Below are 21,727 nucleotides of genomic sequence, written 5' to 3'. Positions count from 1 at the left end.
AGGGTTGGGACCCCGGGGCGGGGAAACAAGGCCCACCACCGCTCGGTGCGCCTGCTCGCATGCCCCTGCCCACCACCGTCCGGAAGTGGATTCAGTGCACCGTCCGTGCGTGGGGCGGCTCGGAGTCCTCGTCCTGGCGCTCGCGAGGGGCGTCCCCTCCCGCCAGCAGGGCGAGCAGATCCTTCGTGGTCAATCGCGCCGCCACATCCGTCCCCTCCAACACCCCCGCCACGAGCGCGCGCTTGTCCGAATGGAGCGAGAGGATCTTCTCCTCGATCGTCCCTCGGGCGATGAGCCGGTACACGGTCACCGGCCGCGTCTGTCCGATGCGGTGGGCCCGATCCGTCGCCTGATCCTCCACCGCCGGATTCCACCAGGGATCCAGGTGGATGATGTAGTCGGCGGCGGTGAGGTTGATGCCCGTGCCGCCCGCCTTGAGCGAGATCAGGAACACGTCGCCCTCGCCCTCCTGGAACGCCTGGATCCGCTTCGCGCGCGCCCCCGCGGGCGTCGAGCCATCCAGGTACTGGTGGCTGAAACCCGCGCGCTCCAGCTCCTCGCGGACCAGCGCCAGGTGCGAGGTGAACTGGCTGAACACCAGCGCCCGGTGGCCCTCGCTGCGCAGCTCCTCCAGCAGTTCGAGCAGACGCCTCATCTTGGAGGACGACACGCCCGACTCCGCGTCGTAGAGCCGGGGATGGGACGCGAGCAGCCTCAAGCGCGTGATCGCCGCGAGCACCTGGAAGCGCTGCTGTTCGTCCCGCACGCCCTTGCCCTGCTCGCTGACCTCCGCCACCGCCGCGAGCCGCGCGTCCTCGTACAGTGTCCACTCCTCCTCGGAGAGCGCCACCGGCACCTGGATCTCCGTGCGCGCCGGTAACTCCCGCGCGACTTCCTTCTTCGTGCGCCGCAAGAGGAAGGGGCTGATGACCCGGGACAGGGCCGCGCTCGCCTCGGGATTCTTGCCGCGCTCGATGGGGGCGGCGAAGCGTTCGCGGTATTGCTCCCAGCTGCCGAGCAACCCCGGGAAGACGATCGTGAAGAGGCTCCACAGCTCGCCGAGGTGGTTCTCCAGCGGCGTTCCCGAGAGCGCGACGCGGAAGCCGGCGTTCAACTGCCGCGCGGCTCGGGCCCGCCGGGTGTTCGGATTCTTCAACGCCTGCGCCTCGTCCGCCACGAGCGTCGAGAAGGACACCGAGGCGAGACTCGCCGCGTCACGCACCAGCAGGCCGTAGCTCACGATGAGCACGTCCTTCTCGCGGAGCTTCGCGAGGCATCCGCTTCGATCCGCCTGCTCCGCGTAGAGCACGGGACGCAGGCCCGGGGCGAAGCGCTGGAGTTCCTGGACCCAGTTGAAGGCGACCGACGTCGGCGCGAGGACGAGGGCGGGGCCGAGCCGCGAGCGATCCAACAGCAGCGCGATCGCCTGCACCGTCTTGCCAAGGCCCATGTCATCCGCGAGGCACGCGCCGGCGCCCCAGGCCGCCACGCGGCTGAGCCACGCATGGCCCTCCACCTGGTAGTCGCGCAGCGTGGTGGCGAGCGCGGCGGGAGGCTTCGGTTGGAGCGACAGCGAGGCGGCCAGCCGCTCCGTCAACAGCCGCCACGCGGGGGCGGCCTTGACCTCGGCGCCGGCGTCGACCAGGGCGCTGATCGACGGAACCGCTCCCGGCGACAGCTCCACGCGGTTCTTCCCCATGAAGGCGTGGTCGGACACCGCGAGCAGCCGCTGCCTCAAGGCATCGCTCAGCTCCACCCACCGGTGGGCATCGAGGCGCACGAAGCGCTTCTGCCGCCGGGCCGCGTCCAGCAGGATGGCGAGTTCGAGCCGTCCCGTCTCGACCTTGAGTTCCCCCGAGACTCCGAACCAATCCCGCTTGCGCTCGATCTGTACCCTCAGGGCCTCCGCGCCCACGGACGACACGATGGACGGCTTCTCATCGAGCCATTCGACGTCCAGCCCCTCGGGGGGCGTGCGCAGCGCGGCGACGAGCCGCAGTGCCTCCTCCGTGTCCGCGAGCCGGAAGCAGAACGGGGGGCCCTCCTCGGCGCTGGACAGGGGCAGGGGAGCGATGGCCGCACGGGCTCGTTCCTCCTCGTGCATCAACTGGCGGCGCACATAGCCGCGCTCCCCATCACGCGCGAGCAGCACGTCACGGGGGCCCACGCCAGGAGGGTACAGCGGAGCGCCCGGACCCGGCCGCACGAGCAGTTCGAGCTCCAGGGATACATCCGGCAGCAGGCGCAGGCGGACGACGGGGGTCGTCTCCGGGGCGAATTCGCGTCCCTTGAGCGCGGACGGGACCACGAGCGGCAGGCGTGTCTCCAGCCGGGAGAGCTGTTCGAGGAGCTGTCCGTGGCTCTCCGGAGGGAACTGATCCCCGTGCTTGTCGAGCACGTTCCAGAGCCGCCGGGCCTCGTCGTTCACGTCGATGAGCAGGCACCGGCTCCGCTGTTCCTCGACGGTGAACAAGGGCTCGCCCGGAGAGAACGCGCGCAGCAGCGCCGCGAGGGTCTTCGGATTGAAGCGCTCGCCCTCCAGGGACGGCTCGATCCGGATGTGGTCCGTGGTGGAGAGCGCGGTGAAGCCCAGCCGCACGCGCCTCACCTCGATGGGCTCGTCCGAGCGAAGCTCCAGCACCGCTCGCGGATGGCCCACGAGCGCCAGGAACGCCCGGGAGGGGTAGGTTCCGGCCGCTCGGGATGACGGCGCCCACGAGGCCAACTGCTCGGCGATCCGGAGATCCACCTCGGACAGGAACTCGCGGTGCTCCTCGAGCAGGCGGGCCGCGGTCATCCGCGCGCCGGAACTCCAGGTGCCCCGGCGGGTCTGCTTCTTCACGAGCGGTGACACCGTCAGCGTTCCCAGCTCGTGCTCGATGCACCACCACACCTCGACGCCGACGCGGGGCCTGGCGGCCTCCGTCTCCAGCAACTCGAGTTCCTTGAGCGCCCGTGCCCAGGCGGGACGAAGAATCTCCTCGGCGATCCGCCGGGCCTCGGTGACGCGGGCGCCGTCCTCGAGGAGATCCAACACCGTGTCGACGAGCGCCAGCGAGTGCACGCAGCCGCGCTGCCGCGTCATACAGCTGCACTCCACCACCCGGTCCTCGCCCCCCGAGGAGAACGTCAACCGGGCCGAGACCCCGACGGTGCCGTAGTCCGGACCCGAGCGGACCACGCGATCGCGCTCCTTCCACTTGAAGGCGCACGCCGTCACGTCGAAGTCCCAGGCCCCCGTGGCCCGCCACGCGCGCGAGCGGGGCGCCGCGTGAGGCCGGATCATCCGGCGCACCTCGAGCAGACGGGCCCACAGCGGCGCGAGCACCGGGTCCGGGTGCGACTCCCGGCGCGCGGCCTCCTCGGCGAGGGCCCGCTGGACCGAGTCGGCCTCCTGCCTCAGGAAGGCCCATGCCGCCTCGGCGAGCGCCGTTTCCAGGCCCTGTCCCCGGACGCCGGCGTGCCGGATCGCGCCTTCCCGCGAGCCCACGTCCCGCACGGCGAGTCCGCTCAGGGCGTACTGGAGCCCCCTCAGCCTCGCCTCGTTGAGGGGCAGATCCGTCAGGAGGAGGGCCGCGGAAGCCGCGAGCGCGTGCCGGACGTGGTGGTCGTCCGCCCAGTTCTCGAGCTCGCTCCGCGTCGCGAACGGTCCTTCAGAGGGGGGCGACGACATGGGCGGCGCACTCTAACCGCCCGGTCCGGTGATGGCGATGTGGCGGGAAAAACAGTCCGAGGGGGTGTAGCGGAATACCGGGTGAAACGTATGTCCCAGGCTTGTAGAGACTTTGCCCACAGCCCACCGGGAGCCCCCGATGTCCGCACCAAGGTTGTTGTCCCTGTCGATCCTGATGTGTGTCGCCGCGGCGTGTCAGCGCGGAAGCGTTCCCATCGTTCCGGACAAGGTCGTGGGCCACTGCGTCTATATGAACCGGTTCAGCGGACTCGAGGAGTGCCGCGACTACGTGGGCGAGTGGAGCGAGAAGGACGCGGCGGAGGACTGCGAGGATCAGGATTCCACGGTGATCCTGGGCTCGGCGTGCGGAGTGTCGGAGCGGCTGGGGTACTGCTTCCTGGGGGGCGAGGACGAGCGGTGGACGCGCATCAGCTTCCCCGGCACGGACGCGCAGAAGTGCGGATCCATGAAGCGCGGGTGCGAGTTGTTCGGCGGAGGCGTGTTCGATCCGGCGCCCACGTGTGGTGGGAAGGAGGATCAGGGGGGTGGCGACTCGGGACTGCCGACGTTCCGCCAGCCCGTGCTCACGTGCATGGATCCCCTGCCGGGAGAGCCGCCGGGACAGTCCGCCGGAGGGATGGTGTGCACGTGGGAGATGATTTCCGGAGCCACCGAGCTCGGCCGTAGCTTCGAGCAGTACGCGAGCTGTGATCGCGTGCGCACCCAGCGTCCGTACTACCCGGTGCCCCCGGCGCCCGATGCGGCCCGGGAGGATGCCCGTCTGCGGGATCCCACCTACGCCAACGAGGTGAAGTGGGTGCGCTCGCAGATCGAGTCGACGGCCTGTGTCTGCTGCCACTCGACGCGGGCGCCCAAGGGGCCGTCGAACTGGTTCGTCGAGTCGCCGGGGAACTTCATCAACTCCTTCAATCCTCGGGGCCTGGCCATGGGCGCCGGGTGGATCGACACGGTGGGCTTTGGCGCCTACCGGCCCGAGCACAACAATGGTTTCTCGCGCGCCTCTCCCGAGCGTCCGAACGACTCCATCTTCGTCACCACGGACGCGGCGCGCATCGCCCGCTTCTTCGAGGCCGAGTTGGCCCACCGGGGCTTCACGCGCGAGGACTTCACCGAGGACCCCTACGGCGCGGGCCCCCTGGACACCCAGCGCTTCTTCCGCCCCGAGGCCTGCGACAAGGGCGAGGGCGTCGGTGCCGACGGAACCCTCATCTGGCGCGGTGGCAAGGCTCGCTACCTGTACGTGCTCGAAGCGGACGCCCCAACGCCGACGGTGCCGCCCAACCTGGATCTGCCCGAGGGCACGCTCTGGCGCATCGACGTGCCCGAAGGAGGCGCGCCCTTCGAGAGCGGCACGGTCCGCTATGGCGCCATCCCCCAGGGGCTGTCCCAGCGCTTCCCGGCGGCCGGCGAGCCCTCGGCGCTGACGCACGGCAAGGCGTATTACCTGTACGTGCTCGCGGACATCATCCAACCTGTCACGCGCTGCGTCTTCACCTACCCGTAAGCGAGGCCCACGTATGACGCGAGAACTCTATGAACTGCGGGGCGCCGAACCCGATCTGCTGTTCTCGCCGTACTGCTGGCGCGTGCGGCTGGCCCTGCTGCACAAGGGGCTGGAGTTCGTCAGCCGGCCGGTGCGCTTCACCGACAAGGAGGCGCTGGCCTTCTCGGGACAGAAACTGGTGCCGGTGCTGCGCGAGGATGACCGGGTGGTGCACGACAGCCTGGCCATCTTCCGCTACCTCGACGAGGCCTACCCTCAACGCCCGCTGTTGGGCGACCCCTCGGCCTATCAGCGGGCGAAGGTGATCGAGCGGTTGACCTTCATGTCGATGCGCATGCCGCTGTTGAAGCTCCTGGTGCCGCGTGTCCACGCGGTGATCGACCCGGCCGATCGCGACTACTTCCGGCGGACCCGCGAGCAGGCTTTCGGCCAGACGCTCGAGGCCTTCGCGGATCCAAGCGGGGGAACCCAACGGTTCCGCGAGGCACTCGAGCCGCTGGAAAAGCTCCTGGCCGAACAGCCCTACCTCGATGGCGAAGCGGCGGGCGGCGTGGACTACCTGGTCGTGGGCCTGCTGCTCTGGGCGTGGTGCCTCGGCGCTCAGCCATGGGAAGAAGCCAGCGCCGTCGGTGCCTGGTTCAGGCGCCTGCTCGCGTGGTACGAGCAGGGCCAGGGTCCGATCAAGCGCGCCGCGCTCTAGGGTTTCGAGCCGCGGACCCGTGGCACGGGCAGCGCCCAGATTTCCCGGTCGTACACCGGGAGCTTGGCGATGAAGTAGATGAAGTCTCCCGCGCGCAGCAGCTCCTGTGGGTACGAGGAACCCGGTCCCGGGAGGAGGTCCTGCAACAGGCGCGTGCCGCTCGGTGTCCCGTCGCTGACCCAGAGTTCATGGCCGTGCGCGGTGTCGTAGGCGTGGAAGACGACCCGCCCATCATCCGTGGGTGCTGGCTTGGGCACGAGCAGGCCTTCTTCCTGGGGAATGAGCGGCTGGTGCAACAGCACCGTCCCCGAGCGGCTGCCATCGGTCCTCCAGAGCTGGGTGTCGCGCGGAACCGGGGAGCCATTGTCGTAGAAGAGCGTGAAGAAGAGGTTCCGCCCCGAGGCCGTGGACGAGGCCACGAAGATGAAGATCTCCGCGGAGCCGCCCGCGTAGGGGTTGGGAATGGACGCCACGCTCCTGGAGCGATGGCGGCGGGAGCGATCCAGCTCCAGCTCCCGCAGCTCCGTTGCCGCGAAGGCCGGCGCGAACGTGGCGAAGATCAGGTTGCCCTTGAACACGGTGATCACCTGCGTCTCCGAACTCTCGGAGCCGGGCCGGGTGTCCTCGACGAGCACCGTGCCCCGGGAGGTGCGATTCCCATCCAGACGCGCATTGGTCTTCCCCCCTCCTGGGCTCTCAGGATGGGACGTGCGGCATCCGACGCCCAGTGGCCCCGCGAAAATGGGCGAGCCGTCCAGCGGGCGCGGGCTCGCACGGTCACCGGTTCTGGGCGCAGGTTCGCTCCAGTTCCTGGCGAAGAGAGGGCTCCAGCGCCCAGGCCGTCTGGGGAGACGCGCCGCGGAATTGGCGGCAGCGCTCCCGGACATCCTCCTCCTGTTGGAAGTAGCGCGTCATCACCTCCGCCGCCCGGACGCGCTCGCCCTTCTCCACGTAGAGGCGCTGCAACGCCAGGTAGGGTTCTCCCACCGGGGGCGCCGTCGCGACCTGGCGCTCCAGCTCCTGGAGGGCGAGGTCCTTCTGCCCCTGGTCCACCCGCTCCAGGGTTTGTGCCAATTGATCGAGGCTGTCGCAGGCGCCTCGGAGTTCACGGACGCGCCCGGCGAAGCGGGCCCCGAGGCTTTCAAAGGGCTCGATGTCCACGGACTTGAACACCTGACAGCGCTCGGCGCGGCTCTCCTCCTGAATGGCATCCCAGACGGCGTCGTACACCCGCGCCGCCTCGCCAAGGCGCCCGCGTTGGGCGAGCCCGCTCGCGAAGCGGAGATCCTCGAGGTCCGTTTCGCGTCCCTCGCGGGGGCTGACCGAGAGATGGGTGTGGTACTCGCGCGCGGCCTCCTCCGGTTTGTCTTTTTCCAGCAACACCCACGCCAGATCCTTGTGGGCCTCGGGGTGCTTCGGAGCGATCGACACCGTCCGCCGCAGCAGCCGCAGCCGGGCGTCCACGTTCGGGGTCAGGACGCTGAGCGCGTAGTACGGCCGTGCATCCGGAACGCCCGAGTTCACGAGCCGCTGGTAGCGCTGGAGGGAGCGGTGACGGAGCCGTGCGCGCTCCTCGCTCCCCTCGGGCTGGCGGAAAGACTGGTTCCACAGGGCGTCCGCGAGCGCGAGCTGCGCGTCGAGCTGGCGCGGCGTGTCCCGCAGCGCGGCTTCCAGCTCGCGGACGGCCTGAGCGCAGGTCTTGTCATCGAAGTCCTCGGCCATGCAGCCCGTCTGGTGGAGCCGCAGCGCCTCGCGAATGGCCTGGGTGGGCGGTACGGGGACGTAGAGGGTAGGGGGCCGGGCGACCCTGAACGGCTGGGCCGAGGCCATCGTGGCGAGGGAAAGCACGAGCGGCACGAGCAGGCGGGTCAACGCGGGACGGTTCATGGGAGGGCTTCCTTTCCAGGCCTCATCGCCGCACGTGGACGTGGTCCGCCGCCGGGCTGTCGCATGCGAGGAAGGTGGTGGAGCCGCGCTCGGTGAAGGCGTTCTTCTCGCCGACGACGGCGTCTCCGGCCGCCTCGACGAGGCACATCAACTGGGCGGAGGTCTTTCCTGGAATGGACAGCAGGCGCGGGTCCAGATCCAGTGCACGCCCGAGGCTGTGCGGGCTGTTGATGTTGGCGGAGCCCGAGGCCCGGTTGCGCTGGGGGTTGCGGAAGGCACCGCTGATGATGCCCTCCAATGCCACGGGCGTCGTGCGGTTGTTGGCGGGCGTCTCCGAGATGCCGTTGGGTCCGGCGAGGATGGGACCGGCGCATCGCCCGCCCACCTGGGGCCCCGCGCAGACGTCATCTCCCTGGGGGTCCGTGTCGCCGAGCGCCCCCACGGTCGGGATGGCGTCGCCGGGAGACACCACGACCGTGTCGGCCGCCAGCCCTCGAACCCCCACCGACTTCTCCTGGACGTCGTTATTGAGCAGCGCGAGCACGCGCTTCTCCACCTGCTCGAGCAGGCGCTCCAGGCCTCCCTTTTCCTCCTCGGCGATGAAGCCGTAGTTGCCCGTGTTGAAGGAAGTCCGGGCCGGAAGGGAGAGCTGCTCGCGGGTGGGCTGGAAGCGGGAGCCATAATCGATGTACTCCTGCCGGAGTACGTCCTCCTCGTCCTGGCGCAGGAGCGTGGAGGAGGGCAGGCGGACCCTGAGGGTTTCCCCCTCGCGCAGGGGTAGCGAAGCCACCAGCTCATACTCGAGCGGAGGGTTGGGCCGCCTGCTGCCCTCCGTGCCCACGCGCGAGAAGGCGTGGAAGACGGCTTCGCTGCCCTCGTGCGAGGTGGGGTCCGCGTCCGCCGTCTGGGGACCGATGGGCCGGAGCGTCCACTGGATGCGCTCGTCGAGCTCCGGGGCGTCGCGCACACGGCCCCGCACGGTGATGGGATCCCGTGTCAGGAAGGAGGTCCGTGAGACACCGAGCACCTCCAGAACCAACTCCTCGCCGTCCTGGACCGTGCTGGCTTCTCCCAGTGGGAGTTCACCGGAGCCCCCCACGCCCTCGCCCGGAGAGGGGCCACACCGCGAGGGGCACCCCATCAAGAGGCCGAGGCCGGTGATCCACACCAGCCAGGCGCGCCCTGTTCCGATTCGACGAGTGCTCATTCATGGGGAGAACACGGGCATGGCGTGTCCACCCCGCGCCCCCGACGGGCTCGTCCCCTCGCCTCAGAAGCCCAGCGTGCGGATGGTCTGACGGATGGTGTCCGCGCTCCGCCGCAGGCCCTCTCGCTCCGCTTCGTTCACGGGCTGCTCCAGCACCGCCTCCACGCCTCCGCGGTTGACGATGCTCGGAACGCTCATGCACACGTCCTGGATGCCGAGGTATCCCTCCATCCGCGAACTCACGGGCAGCACCCGCTGCTCGTCATTCAGTACCGCTTCGAGGATCCGCGCCGTGGCCATGCCGATGGCATAGTTGGTGGCCCCCTTGCCTCGGATGATGTGGTAGGCGGCGTTGCGCACGTCGTCGAAGATGCGGGCGCGGTCCTCCTCCGTCAGCGACGCGCGTCCGGGCACCGACCACCCCAGCAGGGGCAGGCCTCCCACGGTCGCCGCGCTCCACAGGGGGATTTCCGAGTCTCCATGCTCGCCCGCGACGAAGGCGTGCACGTTCTGCACCGCCACGTTCAGATGGCGCGCCACCAGGAAGCGCAGGCGCGAGGAGTCCAACACCGTCCCGCTGCCGAACACCCGCCGCGACGGCAGTCCGCTGAGTTGCTGCACCACGTAGGTGATCACATCCACCGGGTTGGTGACCACGAGCAGCAGCGCATCGGGCGCCACCTTCATCAGGGACGGCACGAGCGAGCGACACATCGCCACGTTCGCTCCGGCGAGCTCCATCCGTGTCTGTCCCGGCTGCTGCTTGGCCCCCGCGGTGATGACCACCACGTCCGAGCCCTCGCATGCGCTGATGTCGTCCGAGCCGTGCAGCGTGGCCATGGGCATGAACTGGAGCCCATGGTTCAAGTCCAGCACCTCCGCGTCCACCTTGGCCCGGTTGATGTCATAGAGGACGTACTGTTGGGCCACGCCTCGGATCATGGCGGCATAGGCGATGGTGGCCCCCACCGCGCCCGCTCCAATAATGGAGATCTTGTTCACGTGCTCTCGCATAGGCGCCGCAGCCAAGCACGGCCATGCGCCAGGGCTCCAGCGTCCACTGCGTCAATCGTTGCCTGGCGGAGGCTCGTCGCCCGTGATGCGCTTCATCCACGCGCGCAAGGCCTCCGGCTCCCGGGGAAGATCGTCCGGCCACAGCCGGATCCTCCCGTCCTGTCCGGTGGAGACCAGGGTATTGCCATCCGGGAAGAAGGCCACCGCCTCCACGTCTCCCGTATGACCTCGCAACGCGCGGCTCCGCTGGTTGGACAGGTCCCACAAGCGCACCGTCTTGTCGAGACTCGCGGAAGCCAGACGGGTGCTGTCGGGGGAGAAGGCGATGGCGGTGACGTCTCCCAGGTGGCCGCTCAGGATGCCTCGGGGCTCGCCCGTCTTCCCATCCCAGAGCATCACGCGACCATCCTGCTCGTTGCGCACGGCCACCCACGCCCCGTCCGGAGACACGTGCAGCTCGAGGATGCCGCCGCCACTCGCGTCCCGGCGCTCGCCCTGGCCCGTCTCCAGGTCCCAGAAGCGCAAGGTGTGATCCATGCCGCCGCTGACCAGCCGTTTCCCATCCGGGAAGAACGCCAGCCCGAGCACGGCGTCCTCATGGCCTCGCAGCGGCCGGGAAGTTCCCGCCGCCACGTCCCAGACGCGCACCGTTCCCTCATCTCCCGACGAGGCGAGGCGCCCTCCCTCCGGAGAGAAGGCGAGCTCGCGCACCCGCGTGCCATGCGCGCCGAGCCGGTGTCCCGTCCCCGAGATGGGATTCCACAACCACACATCCCCCGCCTCGTCCGCGGTGGCGAGCGCCCGGCCTTCCGCGGAGAAACGGAGCGCGGTGATGTTCGCCCCATGTCCCGCCAGGCTCCGCGCCGCCCCCCCCGTGGAGGCTTCACGCAGGTGGACTTGTCCAGAAGCTCCGCCAAAGGCCAACCACCGGCCCTCGGGTGAGAAGGCGAGGGCGTTCGGAGAGACACCGGGCTCCTCCAGGAGCGAGGCGCCCGACGCTGTATCGAGGAGCCGGAGGACGCCTCGCGCGGACAAGGATGCCAGCCGCCGGCCATCCGCGGAGGGCACCAGGGCCCGCTGCCCGGAGGGGTTCTCCGCGAGCAGTTCATGGACCTCTGTCTTCACGGAGAACAGGCGCACCTGGCCGTCGGAGCTGGGCAGGGCCAACCGCTGGCCGTCGGGGGAGAAGAGGACGGCGTGGATGCGCCCTCGAGAGCCGCGCAGGACCCGAGGCGGGTGGTTCGAGGACAGATCCCACAGCCGCGCGGTGCGGTCGGCGCTGCCGGAGACGAGGTACCGGCCATCCCGGGTGACATCCAGGCCCGTGACGCGTGCCTCGTGGCCGAGGGGCAGCTCCCGAGACTCACCCGTGTCGATGTTCCAGAGGGAGAGGGTGCCATCCCGGGTTCCCACCGCCACCCAGGAAGTGCCCGGCACGAAGGCGAGCGCCGAGGCGACGCCCAATCCCGTCGCGAGCAGCCGCCCCCGCGTGCTCCCGGGTGTCCAAAGCTGAAGCTGTCCCTGGGGATTCACCGTGAACAGGCGTCCGTCCGGGGCGAAGGCCCCCGCTCTGGGAGGGGCCGCTGGATCGAGCACCTGGAATGTCCCTCGCTCCACGTCCCCGAACGCCGAGGGGGCGTGCGGGTTGCCTTGGAGGAGGACCTGCGTCCCGTCGGGTGAGAGCACCAGCCTGCCGACGCCCGTCGCCCCCGTGTGGAAGGAGTGGACGGCTCCCGTGGCCACGTCCCAGCGGTAGAGCACGTCGTCCTTGCGGTTGACGGCGACGACACACCCGCCCCGGCAGCCCAGGCCCAGCCCCGACACCGGACCGGACAACGTCGCGAGAACCGTGCCCTGGCCCGTCGTCAAATCCCACCGGCGCAGGGTGCCGTCCTTGCTCCCGGAGACGAGTCCCCGGCCCTCGGGAAGGAACACGCCGTTCCACGCCTCGTCGGTGTGGCCCGCGAGGACCTTCACGTCTCCGCTCTGGAGATCCCAGACGCGCAACGTGTGATCATCGCTCGCGGAGACGAGCCATCTTCCATCGGCGGAGAAGGCGGCGGAGTTGACGTGCTGCGAGTGGCCCCGGAGCACGGTGGCGAAGCCCTGGGCCCGGGCATCCGCGGCGATGGTGCGCACCGCCGCCCAGTCCTCGAAGCGGGGCGAGAGTTTCAGGAGCCAGGACAAGGCCTCGTTCGGCACCTGCTCCACGGCGGCGCGCGCCTGCATCAGCATCAACGCGTCGGCGCGATCCATCGCCTCCTCCTGAGCCCGCTTGGCGGTGTTGCGCTGCTCCACCACGTTGAGGAAGCTCACCACGCCCAGGGTGAGCAACAGCACCACGGCCACCCCGGTGACCGTCACCGCGGCCCGGTAGCGCCGCACGAAGCGGCGCAGCAACTGCACCCGCGAGTATTGGTGGGCCCCGACGATCTGTCCCGTCTGGAAGCGGCGCAGATCCTCCGACAGGGCGCGCGCCGAGGGGTAGCGCTCGGACGGTTGGCGCGCCATGGCCTTGGTGACGATGGCCAGCAACTCCACCGGAATGCCTTCCTGGCGCTCGGCGAGAGGGGGCGGCGGGCCGTCCACCACACACCGCAGCACCTGCTCCGAGGATTGTCCCTCGTAGGGGCGAATGCCAGCGAGCAGGTGGTAGAGAATGGCACCCAGCGCGTAGACGTCGGCGCGCTCGTCCACGGGCTGGCCCTCGGCCTGTTCGGGCGGCATGTACGCGGGCGTGCCCATGACGGTGCCCACCCGCGTGAGGCCCTCGTCCGGGGAGCTCCCAGGCGAGCGCGCCGCGTCCATGGACTCCACCTCCTCGGCGCGCGAGAGATCCTTGGCGAGACCCCAGTCGATGACGACCGTCTCGCCGAAGTCTCCCACCAGCACGTTGGCGGGCTTGAGGTCGCGGTGGATGATGCGCTCGGAGTGCGCGTAGGCGATGGCCTCGCTCACCGTCAGCACGTGAGGCAGCAGCTCGAGGCGCTGATCCAGGCTCTCCCGCTCGGCGATGACGTCCGCCAGCGAGCGGCCCGACACGAGCTTCATGGAATAGAAGGGCTTGCCATCTGGCCAGCGTCCCGCCTCGTACACGGGCACGATGGCGGGGTGTTGCAGGCGGGCGGTGACGAAGGCCTCGGCGACGAAGCGCGGCTCGGACTCCCAGGCGGGCGAGAGCAGCTCCTTGACGGCCACGGGCCGATCCAGCCGCAGATCGCGGGCGCGCAGGATGCGGCCGATGCCTCCGCGCGCCAGCTCTCCGGACATCGCGTAGTGGACGGGGTCCACCCTGGGCAGCATCACGTCCGGGCGGGGAGGCGCGGGCTCATGGGGGGCGGGCACGCGCCCAGGCTGCATGGTCCGCGTCCTGTCGATGTCGGGTGAGGCCTGCTCGGCCTCCATGGCGCTCGTCTCGGGGCGTTGAATCTGATTCATGGATGTCCTCCCCAGGAAGCCCTGGGGGGTGCGCATGTCCCGGCAGTGTATGACATGACCCTGAGCGCGATGAACCCGGGCGCATGGGTTGCGCCATGAGCGCCCGAGGACCTTCTGGGGAGGACGACATGGGGAAGAGTCGGAAGAGCGGACGGCGCATCGGGTGGCTCGCCGCGACCGTGGGACTCGTGGGTCTGGGCGGACTCGCCGTCGTGGGGTACGGGGTGGGGCGCGTTTCACCCTCGCCCGAGTCCCCCGCGCGCCCTTGCACGCCGGGCCGCGTGGAGCCCGAGCGGCTGAGGGCCCATGTGCGCACCCTGAGCGAGACCTTCGTGCCTCGCGATCACCGGCATCCGGAGAACCTGGAGCGCACGGCGGACTACCTCGTCGAGGCGCTCACCCGCGCGGGAGGCCGCGTGCGCTCGGAGCCCTACACGGCGGGGGGAAAGCACTACCGCAACGTCATCGCCACCTTCGGACCGGAGAGCGAGGAGCGGCTCGTCATCGGAGCGCACTACGACGCGGCCGAGGGGGCACCGGGCGCGGATGACAACGCCAGTGGGGTGGCGGGCCTTCTGGAGCTCGCGGCGCGGCTGGGAGCCCGCCCACCGCCGATGCGGGTGGAGCTCGTGGGCTTCACCCTGGAGGAGCCGCCCCACTTCCGCGAGGCCACCCAGGGCAGCAAGGTGTACGCCCGGTCGCTGCGCGAGCAGGGCGTGAAGGTGCGCGCGATGATCAGCCTGGAGAGCCTGGGCTACTACTCCGACGCGCCCGACAGCCAGAGCTACCCGGTGGCCGCGCTCAAGTGGCGCTATCCCAGCCAGGGTCATTTCATCGCCGTGGTGGGTCGCACCGAGGATCAGGCCCTCATCGCCACCGTGCACGGGGCCCTGCGCGCCGAGCGGGGTCTCGCCTCCGAGTCCCTGGCCGCGCCTCGAGGTCTCGAGGGCGTGGACTTCTCCGATCACGCGAGCTTCTGGGACGAGGGGTACCCGGCGGTCATGGTCACCGACACCGCCTTGTTCCGCAATCCCGGCTACCACACGAGCGAGGACACGTGGGATCGGCTCGACTACGAGCGCATGGCGCGCGTGGTCCAGGGCGTCCAGTGCGCCGTGGAGGCACTGGCCACGCGGTGAGAGGCCGCCGGCTCACCAGCTCGTGCGGACCGGGCGGCCCTCCTCGTAGCCCGCCTGGCTCTGCGTCCCCACCACGGCGTTGCGGTGGAAGTCCTCCAGGGTGCGCGCGCCCGCGTAGGTGCACGCGCTGCGCACGCCCGCGACGATGTGATCGAGGATGTCCTCGACGCCGGGCCGCTCCGGGTCCAGGTACATGCGCGAGCTGCTGATGCCCTCCTCGAACAGCTCCTTGCGGGCGCGCTCGAACAGGGATTCGCTCCGGGTGCGCGCCTTCACCGCGCGCTGCGAGGCCATGCCGAAGTTCTCCTTGTAGAGCCGGCCATCATGGTCGCGCAGGGTGTCCGCGGGGCTCTCGTAGGTGCCCGCGAACCACGAGCCGATCATCACGCTGGCCGCGCCCGCCGCGAGCGCGAGCGCCACGTCCCGGGGGTGACGCACCCCGCCATCCGCGCAGATGTGGCGGCCGAGCTTGCGCGCCTCCTCGGCGCAGTCCAGCACCGCGGAGAACTGGGGCCGGCCCACGCCCGTCATCATCCGCGTGGTGCACATGGCCCCGGGGCCCACGCCGACCTTCACCAGGTCCGCTCCCGCCGAGATCAAATCCCGCGTCCCCTCGCGGGTGACGACGTTGCCCGCCATGACGGGCACCGTGGGGGAGAGCGAGCGGATGAGCTCCACCGTCTCCAGCATCTTGCGCTGGTGGCCATGCGCCACGTCGATGACGAGCAGATCCGTCCCCGCGCGCAACAGGGCCTCGGCCTTGCCCTTCACGTCACCGTTGATGCCGATGGCCGTGGCGATGAGGAGCTGGCCCCGGGCGTCCAGCGCCGGCTTGTAGAGCGTGGAGCGCAGGGCGCCCCGGCGCGTCACCACCCCCACGAGCCGGCGGCCCCGCACCACGGGCGCGCAGGACAGCCGCTTGCCCGCGAGCTGTTCGAAGATGGGCTCCAGGGGCGTGCCCTCCTCGAAGGTGAGCAGCTCCGTGGACATCACCCGTTGCAGCTGGGTGAAGCGGTCGAAGCCCACGGCGTCGTTCTCCGTGAAGATGCCGACGGGCTCCTCGTGCTCGTTGACCACGATGACGGCGCCATGGGCCCGCTTGTGAATGAGGTTGAGCGCTTCCTGGAGCGTGTCCCCGGGACGCAAGGTGATGGGCGTCTCGTACACGGGGTGGCGCGACTTCACGTAGGCGATGTTGCTCGCCACGATGTCGAGCGGGATGTCCTGGGGCAGCACGGCGATGGCGCCCCGGCGCGCGACCGTCTCGGCCATGCGCTTGCCCGACACGGCCGTCATGTTGGACACCACGAGGGGCAGGGTAGTGCCCACGCGATCCGGGGGCGTCAGCTCCACATCCAGCCGAGAGCCCACCTCCGAGCGGCCCGGCACCAGGAAGAGATCGTTGTACGTGAGATCGTAGGTGGGCTTCTGATCATCGAGGAACCGCATCACACCCTCCGTGTCGGGGGCGCTACCCTAACGTTCCCGCTCCCGCCCCAGGGGTGGAATCCCCCCCGGTGGCCGCGTATTTTGTCGTCCATGAACGAGGTCGGCACGAGGGCGCCGGTGCTGCGGGTGAGCGGCCTGGAGAAGACCTACGGCGAGGTCCAGGCCGTGCGGGGCCTGACATTCCAGGTGGCTCCGGGAGAGGTGCTGGGCCTGGTGGGGCCCAATGGGGCGGGGAAGACGACCACGCTCCGATGCCTGGCGGGCATCCTGCCGCCCACCACCGGGCGGGTCCTGGTGGCGGGATATGACCTGGCGGAGACGCCCGTGGAGGCCAAGCGCTCCCTGGCGTTCCTGCCAGATGAGCCCCGGCTCTTCGAATACCTCACCGTCTGGGAGCACCTGAACTTCGTGGCGCGTCTGTATGGCGTGGAGGACTGGGAGGCGCGGGGGCGCGCGCTCCTGGAGGAGATGGAGCTCACCGGCAAGGAGAAGGCGTTGCCGGGCGAGCTGTCGCGCGGAATGAAGCAGAAGCTGTCCATCGCGTGTGGCTTCCTGCACTCGCCCCAGCTCATCATCCTGGACGAACCGCTCACGGGGTTGGATCCGCTGGCCATCCGGCGCATGAAGGCCTCGTTGCGCCAGCGCGCCGAGGCGGGGACGGCGCTGGTGCTCTCCTCGCATCTGTTGCCGCTGGTGGAGGAGTTGTGCCACCGCCTGCTCGTCATCGCCGGGGGACGCGCGGTGGCGCTGGGAACCCTCGCGGAGATCCGCGCGCACCTGAGCGGAAGTGAGGACTCGGGCGCGTCCCTGGAGGATCTGTTCATCCGCATCACCAGCGCGGCGCCGGAGTCCGAGCGGCCGGAGCGCGAGCGCCCGTGAGTTTTTCCCGCGCGGTGGTGTTCCTGTGGGTGGCCTCGACGCGCAACCGGGTGCTGCATCAGCTCCGGCGCCTGCGTCAGCCCAAGTACCTGGTGGGCGCCGGGGTGGGGGCGCTGTACCTGTATTCCTTCGTGCTGCGCCGGCTGAGCTACCTGGACGGGGGAGGGGAGGTCCCCCCCAACGCGCGGCTCTTCGTCCAGTTGATGCTCACGGCCGCCGCGATGGGGACGATCCTCTCCGCCTGGGCCCTGGGCCCGGACAAGCCCTCGCTGTCGTTCAGCGAGACGGAGGTGCAACAGCTCTTCCCCGCGCCCGTCTCCCGCGAGCACCTGCTGCATTTCAAGCTCACGCGGGGCCTGATGGGCGCCGTCATGGGCGCGCTCTTCGCCACCGTGTTCACCAGCCGCGTGCTCAACCCGCGTCCGGAGCTCTTCTTCATGGGGGCCAGCGTGGCGCTCGCCACGGTGAGCCTGCACGCCACGGCGGCGTCCTTCATGCGCACGCGGCTGGCCCGGCTCGGGGGAAGGGGCACGGTGATTCGATGGGGTCTGCTCATCACGGGAGCCGCCCTGTTGATGGGCGCGGTCCTGGCCGGGTTGCGGGAGCACCCCTTTCCCTCGGGCTCGCCCGCGCCCGGGGCGCTGCGGCGCTGGGTGCTGACGTTCCTGGACTCGCCCGCGCTGTGGCCCGGCCGGGTGCTGGTGGCGCTGCCGCTCGCGGAGGACGGGGCGTCCTTCGCGCGCAGGTTGCCCTTGGGACTGGGCCTGCTCGTGCTGCACTACCTCTGGGTGATGAAGGCGGCGGTGCCCTTCGAGGAGTCGGCGGTGGGCCGGGCCGAGGAGCGTGCCCGGTCGCGCGAGCATCTGTCGCGGCGGGGAGGGCAGAAGACGCCTCCGCGAGCGAGCACGCCCCTCTTCCGGTTGGCGCCCCGGGGACGTCCCGAGGTGGCGCTCCTGTGGAAGAACGTGCTCGCCGGGCAGCGGCTCGGGGGAATGGGACGGCTCCTGGTGGCGGGAGTGCTGGGCGGCGTGGTGGCCGCGGCGGCGTCGGGCGAGGGGCCCGCCGAGGTCCTCGCCCACCTGCGCCTGTTCCTGGCCCCGCTGTGTGGAGGAATCGCGGTGATGCTGTGCGTCTTCGGACCGTCCTCCGTGCGAGTGGATCTGCGGATGGACCTGCCCCGGCTGGAACAGCTCCGGGCCTTGCCGCTCACGGGCCGGCAGGTGGTGGCCGCGGAACTGGCCGCGCCCGCGCTGCTGCTGGGCGGGGCGCAGGGGGTGCTCGTCGTGCTGGCGATGGCATGCGCGGTCTGGCGGGGCGGGACGTGGACCGAGACCTGGATCGCGGGGGGACTCGGGGCCTTGTGGGTGTTGCCGGCGGTGACGTTGGGAGGGCTCTTCGTGCAGAACGCGGCGGTGGTGCTCTTCCCGGCGTGGTTGCCTCCGGACGGGGAGCGGGCACGAGGCCTGGAGGCGATGGGCCAACGGTTGTTGACGCTCGTGGGCACGCTGGTGGTGCTGATCGTGGGACTCCTGCCCGCCGCCTTCGTGTCGGCGGTGGTGGGCTTCGCGCTGTATCAGCTCTGGGATTTCGGAATATGGGCGCTGCCGTTCGCGGGGATGAGCGCGGCGGCGGTGCTCGTGGGCGAGGTGGCGTTGGGAGTCGTGGCTCTGGGCCGCGCCTTCGATCAACTCGACGTGTCGGGCGAGGGCCGGGGCACGGGCACCTGAGCGGTGCTGAGCATTCCGTAATCATTGTCGGCAATGACAAGCACGCGTTCTTGATCAGTTCGGACCTGGGGAATCGGGTGGGGTGGACAGCGTGCGCACCACCACCGCGCGGCAGGCCGCGCACACGGCGCCACTGCGTTCCCAATGCACCTGCTCCTCCCATTCCTGGGGAGACTCAGGGCCCTCCTCGAGGCGCTTCATCAGCGCGGCGAGCTCGTCCCCGGTCGCTTCCGGGTCATGCTCGGAGGACGTGCCAATCACGTCCTGCTCGCCCTCGAGGATGAGGGTGAAGCGGTAGTACAGCGCATCCGGGGCGATGTCGCGCCCACATGCGGCACACGTCTTGGGTCGAGGTCCGGGCACGATTGGCACCCTATCCGCCAGGGTGAAATTGTCCCTGGGGCAATATGCCTCATGTGGAAGGGTTGGGTGGGTTGAAGACAAAGTAACGAGGGCTCGCTCGGATTTGACGCATCAGGTCAAAATCCGGTTCTCTCCGTTTAAGAGATCTTTAAAAGAAATCTTTACTTCCCGGATAACCTACTTTACATCTGTCCTTGAGCGCGTCATGTCACCTTGCCTGAGCTGTGTTCCTTCCCAGCGCAAGAGATGACGAAGCCTCTCCCCAGGAGACAAGGTCATGCACAAAAGTTTGGCATCCACGTTTTCCGTATTGGCCGCCGCGGCGGGCCTCTGCTCGGTCGTTCCGAGTATGTCCCAGGCGGCGACGCCGATTTCCCAGGCGACGAGCACCATCTTTGGCCCTCGCGTCTACGTCTTCGATCCGACCATGGCGGCGGCTGACATCAACAATGTCGCCAACACCGTGTTCGCCAAGATGGAGTCCAATCAGTTTGGCACGGATCGGTATGCACTGCTCTTCAAGCCGGGTGCGTACAACGTCACCTTCAACGTGGGCTTCTACACCCATGTCGCCGGTCTGGGACAGAGCCCCGACGACGTGAACATCAACGGTGGCGTGAACGTCAACTCCCAGTGGATGCCCGCCGCCAATGCGACCTGCAACTTCTGGCGGACCATCGAGAACCTCGCCATCGCCCCGACCGGCGGCATGACGCGGATCGCCGTCTCACAGGCCGCGCCCCTGCGGCGTCTGCACATCAAGGGCGAGCTGGACCTGTTCGACTTCGACTCGAACTGGAACGCCGGCTGGGCCAGCGGTGGATTCCTCGCCGACTCCCTCGTGGACGGGATCGTCGTTCCCGCCTCGCAGCAGCAGTGGCTCTCCCGGAACAGCAAGTGGGCGAGCTGGTCGAACGCCGTGTGGAACATGGTGTTCGTGGGCAGCGTCAATACGCCGTCGGGCACGTTCCCGGAGCCGGCCTACACGGTCGTCGACAGGACGCCCATCATCCGGGAGAAGCCCTACCTCTACACCAGCGGTGGGCAGTACTACGTCTTCGTCCCCGCGCTGCAAACCAACACCCAGGGCCCCAGCTGGCTCAACGGCGCCACGCCGGGTCAGTCCCTGCCCATCTCCCAGTTCTACATCGCCCGTCCGGAGACGGACACCGCCGCGAGCCTCAACAACGCGCTGAACCAGGGCAAGCACCTCCTGTTCACCCCGGGCATCTACCAGCTGAATGACACGCTGCGCGTCAAGAACGCCAACACCATCCTGCTCGGCATTGGTGTTCCCTCGCTGATCCCGACGAGCGGCCTGTCGGCCATCTCGGTCGCCGACGTGGACGGCGTGAAGATCGGCGGCCTGATCCTCGAGGCGGGCGCGGTCAACTCCCCGAGCATCCTGGAAGTCGGCCCCACGGGCAGCTCGGCCGATCACTCGGCCAACCCCACCTTCCTCTACGATCTGACCATCAGGACCGGCGGCACGATCACGGGCAGGAACGACGTGGGCATCAAGATCAACAGCCACAACGTCGTGGGTGATCAGCTCTGGCTGTGGCGCGCGGACCACGGTGAGGGCGCCGCCTGGACCACCAACCCCACGAAGAACGGCCTGGTCGTCAATGGCCGCAACGTCACGATCTACGGCTTGTTCAACGAGCACCACAATGAGTACCAGACGCTGTGGAATGGCAACGGCGGCCGGGTGTACTTCTACCAGTCCGAGATTCCCTATGACGTCCCGAACCAGGCGTCCTGGATGAACGGCTCGGTGAACGGGTACGCGTCGTACAAGGTCGCCAACTCGGTGACCACCCACGAGGCGTGGGGCGTGGGCGTGTACTCCTACTTCCGGGACGCGGCCGTGAAGCTGCACAACGCGATCGAGGTGCCCAATGTCACGGGCGTCAAGATCCACCACATGACCACCATCTGGTTGAACGGCACGGCCGGCAGCGAGATCACCCACGTGATCAACGGGACCGGTGGCCGGGTCTACGCCAACACTCCCGCCACGGCGATGAGGCAGACCGTCTCCGAGTTCGCCGGGACGGGTACGGGCACGAGCGACACCCAGGCGCCGACCACTCCCGCGAACCTGTCGGCGGTGGCCACGTCGAGCAGCCAGATCAACCTGACCTGGAGCGCTTCGTCGGACAACGTGGGCGTGAGCGCCTATGACGTCTACCGCAATGGCTCGTATGCCGGCTCCTCGGGCGCTCCTTCGTACAGCGACACGGGCCTGGCGGCCTCGACGGCCTACAGCTACACGGTCAAGGCGAGGGACGTGGCCGGTAACGTCTCGGCCGCCAGCAACACCGCCAACGCCACCACGCAGGCGGGCAGCGGCGGCGGCGGCACCGAGTTCACGTACGGCGCGAGCAACGTCAATACCACCCAGGCGCTCACGTGGTTCAAGCCCAACGGCTTCACGGCGAGCTACGTCATCGTGCACTACAGCTACACGGGCATCGGGCAGCAGAACATCACCATGACGTACAACAACAGCACGGCTCGCTGGGAGTACAACGTGCCCGGCCTGAGCTCGGGGAAGGTGCTCTCGTACTCGTTCACCTACAACAAGAACGGCGCGCAGTACGACACCCCGACCTACACCTGGACCAAGCCTTGATGGCTTGAAGCGGTCTCGACACGAGCGGCCCACTTCCCCGAGCAGCCTCGCGGCGGGAGTGGGCCGTTTCGTTTTGACGCGGGGACGC

The 21,727-nt window shown here is 69.3% G+C and carries 14 protein-coding genes; 6 read left to right on the top strand and 8 right to left on the bottom strand.

What is annotated here, in order from left to right; all coding sequences use genetic code 11:
* Positions 1 to 91: 91 nt before the first annotated feature.
* Positions 92 to 3,673, bottom strand: coding sequence for a DEAD/DEAH box helicase (locus tag MEBOL_RS36600; protein ID WP_245919189.1), 3,582 nt, complete (start codon positions 3,671 to 3,673; stop codon positions 92 to 94).
* Positions 3,674 to 3,812: 139 nt separating this feature from the next.
* Between MEBOL_RS36600 and MEBOL_RS36595 the strand changes: the two genes are divergently transcribed.
* Positions 3,813 to 5,198 (top strand): hypothetical protein, encoded by a 1,386-nt coding sequence (locus tag MEBOL_RS36595; protein ID WP_095981747.1) that lies wholly within the window; start codon positions 3,813 to 3,815, stop codon positions 5,196 to 5,198.
* Positions 5,199 to 5,211: 13 nt separating this feature from the next.
* Positions 5,212 to 5,898 (top strand): glutathione S-transferase family protein, encoded by a 687-nt coding sequence (locus MEBOL_RS36590; RefSeq protein ID WP_095981746.1) that lies wholly within the window; start codon positions 5,212 to 5,214, stop codon positions 5,896 to 5,898.
* Here MEBOL_RS36590 and MEBOL_RS36585 read toward each other — a convergent pair.
* The 5 genes from MEBOL_RS36585 to MEBOL_RS36565 form a co-directional block, all read right to left on the bottom strand.
* Complete coding sequence (locus MEBOL_RS36585; RefSeq protein WP_245919187.1) at positions 5,895 to 6,533, bottom strand: ELWxxDGT repeat protein; 639 nt, start codon at positions 6,531 to 6,533, stop codon at positions 5,895 to 5,897. The two genes, MEBOL_RS36590 and MEBOL_RS36585, sit on opposite strands and share 4 nt — an antisense overlap.
* A 142-nt stretch (positions 6,534 to 6,675) precedes the next feature.
* Positions 6,676 to 7,785 carry a tetratricopeptide repeat protein gene (locus MEBOL_RS36580; RefSeq protein ID WP_095981744.1) on the bottom strand — a complete coding sequence of 370 codons (1,110 nt, stop codon included), beginning with the start codon at positions 7,783 to 7,785 and terminating at the stop codon, positions 6,676 to 6,678.
* 22 nt (positions 7,786 to 7,807) lie between these two features.
* Positions 7,808 to 8,992, bottom strand: coding sequence for a hypothetical protein (locus MEBOL_RS36575; RefSeq protein ID WP_157823882.1), 1,185 nt, complete (start codon positions 8,990 to 8,992; stop codon positions 7,808 to 7,810).
* Between the two features lie 63 nt (positions 8,993 to 9,055).
* Entirely contained in the window at positions 9,056 to 9,994 is a 939-nt protein-coding gene (locus MEBOL_RS36570) for an L-lactate dehydrogenase (protein WP_245919185.1), read from the bottom strand.
* A 63-nt stretch (positions 9,995 to 10,057) separates the two neighbouring features.
* On the bottom strand, positions 10,058 to 13,444 hold the full coding sequence (locus tag MEBOL_RS36565) for a WD40 repeat domain-containing serine/threonine protein kinase (RefSeq protein WP_245919183.1): 3,387 nt from the start codon (positions 13,442 to 13,444) through the stop codon (positions 10,058 to 10,060).
* A 128-nt stretch (positions 13,445 to 13,572) separates the two neighbouring features.
* Here MEBOL_RS36565 and MEBOL_RS36560 point away from each other — a divergent pair, with 128 nt between their 5' ends.
* Complete coding sequence (locus MEBOL_RS36560; RefSeq protein WP_095981740.1) at positions 13,573 to 14,583, top strand: M28 family peptidase; 1,011 nt, start codon at positions 13,573 to 13,575, stop codon at positions 14,581 to 14,583.
* 12 nt (positions 14,584 to 14,595) lie between these two features.
* On the opposite strand, the gene MEBOL_RS36555 is transcribed toward MEBOL_RS36560, so the two are convergent.
* Entirely contained in the window at positions 14,596 to 16,032 is a 1,437-nt protein-coding gene (locus tag MEBOL_RS36555) for a GuaB1 family IMP dehydrogenase-related protein (RefSeq protein ID WP_095981739.1), read from the bottom strand.
* Positions 16,033 to 16,122: 90 nt separating this feature from the next.
* Between MEBOL_RS36555 and MEBOL_RS36550 the strand changes: the two genes are divergently transcribed.
* A complete protein-coding gene (locus tag MEBOL_RS36550) occupies positions 16,123 to 16,911 on the top strand; it encodes an ABC transporter ATP-binding protein (protein ID WP_095981738.1) in 789 nt (262 codons plus the stop codon).
* Positions 16,908 to 18,638, top strand: a complete 1,731-nt coding sequence (locus tag MEBOL_RS36545) for a putative ABC exporter domain-containing protein (RefSeq protein ID WP_095981737.1) — start codon at positions 16,908 to 16,910, stop codon at positions 18,636 to 18,638. The genes MEBOL_RS36550 and MEBOL_RS36545 overlap by 4 nt, the downstream gene beginning before the upstream one ends.
* Positions 18,639 to 18,692: 54 nt before the next feature.
* Here MEBOL_RS36545 and MEBOL_RS36540 read toward each other — a convergent pair whose 3' ends face one another.
* Entirely contained in the window at positions 18,693 to 19,001 is a 309-nt protein-coding gene (locus MEBOL_RS36540; RefSeq protein WP_095981736.1) for a hypothetical protein, read from the bottom strand.
* A gap of 277 nt (positions 19,002 to 19,278) precedes the next feature.
* Between MEBOL_RS36540 and MEBOL_RS36535 the strand changes: the two genes are divergently transcribed.
* Positions 19,279 to 21,639: a hypothetical protein gene (locus MEBOL_RS36535; protein WP_095981735.1), complete on the top strand. Its 2,361-nt coding sequence runs from the start codon at positions 19,279 to 19,281 to the stop codon at positions 21,637 to 21,639.
* Positions 21,640 to 21,727 lie beyond the last annotated feature (88 nt).

This window comes from Melittangium boletus DSM 14713 (assembly GCF_002305855.1).
Taxonomy (GTDB): Bacteria; Myxococcota; Myxococcia; order Myxococcales; family Myxococcaceae; genus Cystobacter; species Cystobacter boletus.
This window is presented reverse-complemented; position numbering and strand designations above follow the sequence as displayed.